Origin of the sequence: Inquilinus sp. (assembly GCF_039594555.1) — a bacterium.
Lineage (GTDB): Bacteria > Pseudomonadota > Alphaproteobacteria > DSM-16000 > Inquilinaceae > Inquilinus.
Genome location: NZ_JBCNNF010000421.1, coordinates 1 through 5,940 on the forward strand (window position 1 = coordinate 1; position 5,940 = coordinate 5,940).

General features: G+C 70.2%; 5 protein-coding genes and 1 pseudogene. 3 read left to right on the forward strand and 3 right to left on the reverse strand.

The window, feature by feature from the left end; genetic code table 11:
- The 3 genes from ABDW35_RS30490 to ABDW35_RS30500 all read left to right on the forward strand — a co-directional run.
- Positions 1-1,844 (forward strand): penicillin-binding transpeptidase domain-containing protein (locus ABDW35_RS30490; protein WP_343717603.1); only part of this gene is annotated, 1,844 nt, incomplete at its 5' end.
- A gap of 76 nt (positions 1,845-1,920) precedes the next feature.
- On the forward strand, positions 1,921-2,205 hold the full coding sequence (locus ABDW35_RS30495; RefSeq protein WP_343717604.1) for a DUF4242 domain-containing protein: 285 nt from the start codon (positions 1,921-1,923) through the stop codon (positions 2,203-2,205).
- A 25-nt stretch (positions 2,206-2,230) separates the two neighbouring features.
- Positions 2,231-2,695, forward strand: coding sequence for a DUF3293 domain-containing protein (locus ABDW35_RS30500; protein ID WP_343717605.1), 465 nt, complete (start codon positions 2,231-2,233; stop codon positions 2,693-2,695).
- 179 nt (positions 2,696-2,874) lie between these two features.
- On the opposite strand, the gene ABDW35_RS30505 is transcribed toward ABDW35_RS30500, so the two are convergent.
- The 3 genes and pseudogenes from ABDW35_RS30505 to ABDW35_RS30515 all read right to left on the reverse strand — a co-directional run.
- Complete coding sequence (locus ABDW35_RS30505; RefSeq protein ID WP_343717606.1) at positions 2,875-4,683, reverse strand: adenine deaminase C-terminal domain-containing protein; 1,809 nt, start codon at positions 4,681-4,683, stop codon at positions 2,875-2,877.
- Between the two features lie 123 nt (positions 4,684-4,806).
- Positions 4,807-5,235: a F0F1 ATP synthase subunit epsilon gene (locus tag ABDW35_RS30510; RefSeq protein ID WP_034840628.1), complete on the reverse strand. Its 429-nt coding sequence runs from the start codon at positions 5,233-5,235 to the stop codon at positions 4,807-4,809.
- A 29-nt stretch (positions 5,236-5,264) separates the two neighbouring features.
- Positions 5,265-5,940 (reverse strand): annotated as a pseudogene (locus tag ABDW35_RS30515) (F0F1 ATP synthase subunit beta); the annotation flags it as partial.

Genomic DNA, 5,940 nt, shown 5'->3' on the forward strand with positions numbered 1-5,940 from the left:
CGGACGACTGCACGGCAATCGTCGGCAGCGTCGCCGGGACGTCGGCGGCAGGAGCGGAAGCGGGAGCGGTTTCGGCGGAGGCGAGCAGCGGCGTCAGGATCGAGGACGGGCACATCACCAAGGAGCAGGCCGACGCCGCCCGGGCCGAGCCGCTGGTGACCAAGGACCGGCGGCAGATCGAGTTCGTCAGCGCCAATTATTTCGCCGAGGAGGTGCGGCGCGAGCTGCAGCGCCTCTATGGCAACGACGCGCTCTACCAGGGCGGCCTGTCGGTGCGCACCTCGTTGGACCCGCATCTGCAGGACCTGGCCGACCAGGCGCTGCGCGGCGGCCTGCGCAACTACGACATGCGGCATGGCTGGCGCGGCCCGCTGAAGAAGATCGAGGGCTTCGACGACTGGGCCGGGCAGTTGGCCAAGATCGACCGGCCGGCCGGCGCCGGCGACTGGCAGCTGGCCGTGGTGCTCGACGTCGACGCCAAAGCCGCTTCGATCGGCTTCTCTGACAAGAGCCGCGGCACCATTCCCTTCGCGGAGATGAAATGGGCCCGGCCGTGGCGCCAGAACCAGACTGTCGGCCCCGATCCGAAGCGACCCGCCGACGTGCTGGCCAAGGGCGACGTCATCCTGGTCGAGCCGACCGGCCCGGTGCCGGAGGACAAGGCGGTGCCGCAGGAATTCGGCCTGCGCCAGATCCCCGACGTCCAGGGCGCGCTGGTGGCGCTGGACCCGAACACCGGCCGGGTGATGGCGATCACCGGCGGCTACGACTATGCGATGAGCGAGTTCGACCGCGGCACCCAGGCGGTGCGGCAGCCCGGCTCGACCTTCAAGCCCTTCGTCTATCTGACGGCGCTGGAGGCCGGCTACACCCCGGCTACCATCATCGACGACGCCCCGATCACCATCGATGTCGGCACCACCGACTGGACGCCGGAGAATGACGACCACCGGTTCCTGGGCCCGATGCCGCTGCGCGTCGGCGTCGAGCGGTCGCGCAACCTGATGACGGTGCGGCTGATCCAGGCCGTCGGCCTGGACAAGGTCAAGGACACGGCGGAGCGGTTCGGCGTCTACAAGGACATGCCGCTGCTGTACTCGATGGCGCTCGGCGCCGGCGCGACCACGCCGCTGCAGATGGCCACCGGCTTCGCCCAGATCGCCAATGGCGGCAAGAAGGTGATCCCGACCTTCATCGACCGGATCCAGGACCGCACCGGCAAGACGATCTACCGCCATGACGACCGGCCCTGCGAGGCCTGCGGCCAGCCCTGGGCCGACCAGGCGACGCCGGTGATCCCCGACACGCGAGAGCAGATCGCCGACCCGGTCTCGGCCTATCAGATGACGTCGATCCTGCAGGGCGTGGTCCAGCGCGGCACCGGCGCGGCGCTGAACAAGCTGGGCTTCACCCTGGCCGGCAAGACCGGCACCACCAACGACGCCAAGGACGCCTGGTTCGTCGGCTTCGCGCCGGACCTGGTGGTGGCGATCTATGTCGGCTTCGACGACCCGAAGACGCTGGGGGCGCGGGAGTGGGGCTCCACCGCCGCGCTGCCGATCTTCGGCGACTTCATGGCCGCGGCGCTCAAGGGCAAGGATGTGCCGCCCTTCCGCATCCCGCCCGGGGTCAATCTGGTGAAGGTCGACCGGCAGACCGGCCAGCCGGCCTATGGCAGCGACGGCAACACGATCTGGGAGGCGTTCCGCCCCGGCACCGAGCCCGGCACCGGCTATGCCCTCGACCGGCTCGACGGCAGCGGCGGCACGCCCGCCGACCAGGGCACGACGGGCTTCGGCGACACCGTGCCCGACGCGACAACCGGGACCGGCGGGCTGTACTGATCCGCCCGCCGCGTTCCGGACGATGTGAAGCAATGGGGACAGGCGCGATCAACCGGTCCTAACCCAGGAGGAAGGCATGGCCCTTCGGAAGTTCATCATCGAGCGCGATATCCCGGACGTCGGCAGCCTCGAGCGCGAGCAGCTGCGCGGCGCCGCCGCCAAGTCGAACGAGGCGCTGCGTGAGATCGGCCCGGACATCCAATGGGTCGAAAGCTATGTCGCCGACAACAAGACCTTCTGCGTCTATCTCGCCAAGGACGAGGGCGTGATCCGCAAGCACGCCGAGATCAGCGGCTTCCCGGCGACCAAGATTACCGAGATCCGCAAGATGATCGACCCGACCACCGAGCGGGCCGGCTGACGAAGCGCCGGCGGCGGACGGGGCGATGGGCCTCTCGGACTTCATCCGGCTGCTCGAGGCCTATCGCGACACCCGCTACCTGTTCGCCGCCGACGGCGCCGAGCACGAGGTGCGGATCGACCGCCGGAACCCGGCGGCCGAAGCCTGGCTGATGGGGCGCGGCGCCGCCGGCGGCGGCTTCATCACGGCCGACAATCCGCGCAGCCGGCTGACGCCGGCGGCCGAGAACGTGGCAGCCCGGCAGCGCCTGGCCGAGACGGTTCGCGAGCGCGGCGCGGAGGCCGTGCCGCACACCGGCGCCGGCCAGGACGGCGCCTGGCCGCCGGAGCAGGGGCTGCTGGTGCTCGGCCTGCCGGTCGCGGAACTCGCCGCCCTGGCCGAGGAATTCGGCCAGAACGCCATCGTCTGGTTCGCCCCCGGCCAGCCCGCCCGGCTGGTCCCGACCCGGCTGCTGTTCGAGGCGCTCGGCCCGGAGGCCGGGGCGGGCTGACGTCTCAGGCCGACATTCGGAAAGAGAGACTCGTCATCCCGGGCGCGGCGCAGCACGCAGTGATGCGCTGCAGACCGGGATCTCTTCGAGTCCGTGCCGAGATCCCGTGTCTGCGCAGCAGCGCTTCGCGCCGCAGCGCGCACGGGATGACAGCTCAATGTCCTCGCCCGCTGGTGGTATCAGCCCGCCGCCGGTTCGAACAGCGGCACGATCTCCATTTCCGGCACCAGCACCAGGCCCTTGTCGGTGATGCGGATCTCCGGGATCACCGACAGCGGGATCAGGTTGAAGCCCATATAGGGGATGGCGCAGCCCGCCTTCTCCCATTCGGCCTTCAGCGTTTTCACCTCCTCCGCCACCTCGATCACGCGCTTGTCGGAGAGCAGGCCCGCGATCGGCAGCGGCACCATCGCCGTCACCTGGCCGTCGCGCACGACGCACACGCCGCCCTGGGCCGCCGCGATTGCCTGCAGCGCCACCTGCATGTCGGCCTCGTTGGTGCCGGCGATGATGATGTTGTGGCTGTCATGCCCGACCGAGGAGGCGACGGCGCCCGCCTTCAGGGTGAAGCCGGACAACAGGCCGTGCGCCACGTTGCCGGCCGATTTGCCGTGCCGCTCCACCACCGTGACGAAGCACAGGCCGTGCCGGTCGAAATGCGCCTGCCAGTCATTCGCCGGCTCCAGCTCCACCGTGACATGGCCGAGCGTGATGCCGGGCAGGACCGTCCGGATGGCATGGGCGGTGACGCGCCCGGCCGGCAGGTCGGGCGTCAGCTTCACCGCCGCCGACAGCCGCACGGTGTGATACGCCGCCTCCGGATAGCGCCAGCGGGCGGACAGCGCTTCATCCAGGACCGGGGTGATCCGGCGGTCCTCGACCACCAGCTCGCCGCCATACCAGGTGCTGACCGGCTTGTGGCCGTCGTCCAGCAGCACCAGATCGGCCCGGCGGCCGCCGCCGAAGCCGCCGATCTCGCCATCCTGGCCGAAGCGGGTGGCGCCGTGCAGCGACCCCATCGACCAGGCCTGCTCGGGCGACATCCCGGCGCGCATCGCCTCGCGCACCACCCAATCCAAGCCGAAATGCAGCAGGTCGTCGGCGTCGCGGTCGTCGGTGCAGACGGCGACGCGCTTGTGCGAGGCGCCCAGCTCGGTGATCGTCCTGATCGCCTCGGGCAGGCTGTGCCAGGGCGTGGTCGGCGGGCCGCCGCGCAGGAACAGCCAGATGCCGGCCTCCAGCATGTCGTCGGCGATGTCGCGGTCGATCGCCTCATGCGTGTCGGTGACGCCGGCGGCGGCGTAGGCGGCGACGAACTCCCGGCCATAGACATGGCCCGAGACCGGCCGGCCGCGCTCCAGCGCCGCGGCCAGGATGGCGTGGCTGCGCTCGTCGCCCATCGTCACCGGGACGAAATCCATCTTCTCGCCCAGCGCCACCGCCTCGGGCCAGCGGTCGAACAGGCCGGCGATCTTCTCCGCCGTCAGGTCGCCGCCGGCCGTCTCCAAAAGCGGCGAGGTCGCCGGCACGGTGCTGGGCACGGTCAGGAAGATCGACAGCGGCGCCTGGCGCGCATCCTCCAGCATCGCCTCGACCCCGGCCACGTCCATGACGTTGCCGATCTCGTGGCTGTCGCAGAAGATCGTGGTGGTGCCGTTCAGCAGCGCCGCCTCGGCATAGGCGCAGGCGGTCACCATGCTGGATTCGATGTGGATGTGCGGGTCGACCAGACCGGGCGCCAGGATGGCACCCTTCCCGTCGTAAAGGCGGGCCGATCCGTCGCGGCAGGATCCCGCCGGCTTCACCGCGGCGATGCGTCCGCCGGCCACCCAGACCTCGCGGCCCGGCAGGGTGCGCTCGGAATAGGTCGACAGCACCCGGACGTCGCGGATCACCAGGTCCGGCGCGGCGCGGCCGGAGGCGACATCCGCCAGCCGCCGAGTCATGCGGGACAGGGGAAGGACGGAGAAGCGTGTGAGCCCGGGCATCTGGTCAGCCTCTCATTGGCAGCAATCGGATGGGCAGCTTACCAGGAGCGGGGGCCATTGCCGCACCGGCCAAAGAAAAAGGGGCCCAAGCGGGCCCCTTTATTCGACAGTCTGGAAGACCGGTCAGGCGTGGCCGGCCGGCGCTCCGCGGGTGACGGCGGTCAGCTTGGCCTGGGCCAGCTTCAGCGCGCGCTCGGCCACCGCCTTGTCGCCGGGGGTCTTGGCGTCGGCCACGTCCTCCTCGGCGTCGCGCAGCTCCTGCTCGACCTTGGCGCGGTCCATCGAAGCGACGGGTACCACCTCCTCGGCCAGCACGGTGCAGCGCTCCGGCGTCACCTCGGCGAAGCCGCCGGTGACGAACAGGCGGCTGGAGACGGCGCTGCGCTGCTCATAGACGTCGATCACGCCCGGCTGGACGGTCGACAGCATCGACATGTGCCCCTTCAGCACGCCGAAATAGCCGTCGCCACCGGGGACGACCACCATCTCGACCTGCTGCGCCACGAGCAGCTTCTCGGGCGAGACCAGTTCGAAGGCGAATTTCTCGGCCATGGATGTCCCCGGCTACGATGCTGCTGGCGTCAGGCGGCTTCGGCGAGCTTCTTCGCCTTGGCGATGGCGTCGTCGATGGTGCCGACCATGTAGAACGCCGCTTCCGGCAGGTGGTCGTAGTCGCCGTTGACGATGCCCTTGAACGCCCGGACCGTCTCCTCGACCGGGACGAACACGCCCGGCGTGCCGGTGAACACCTCGGCGACGTGGAAGGGCTGGCTGAAGAAGCGCTGGATCTTCCGGGCGCGGGCCACGGTCAGCTTCTGCTCCTCGGTCAGCTCGTCCATGCCCAGGATGGCGATGATGTCCTGCAGCGCCTTGTATTCCTGCAGCGTGCGCTGCACGGCGCGGGCCACCTCGTAGTGCTCCTGGCCGACCACGCGCGGGTCGAGGATGCGCGAGGTCGAGTCGAGCGGATCCACCGCCGGGTAGATGCCTAGCTCGGAGATCGCGCGGCTCAGCACCGTCGTCGCGTCCAGATGCGAGAACGAGGTCGCCGGCGCCGGGTCGGTCAGGTCGTCGGCGGGCACGTAGATGGCCTGCACCGAGGTGATCGAGCCCTTGGTGGTCGAGGTGATGCGCTCCTGCAGCGCGCCCATGTCGGTCGACAGGGTCGGCTGATAGCCCACGGCCGACGGGATGCGGCCCAGCAGCGCCGACACCTCGGCGCCCGCCTGGGTGAAGCGGAAGATGTTGTCGACGAAG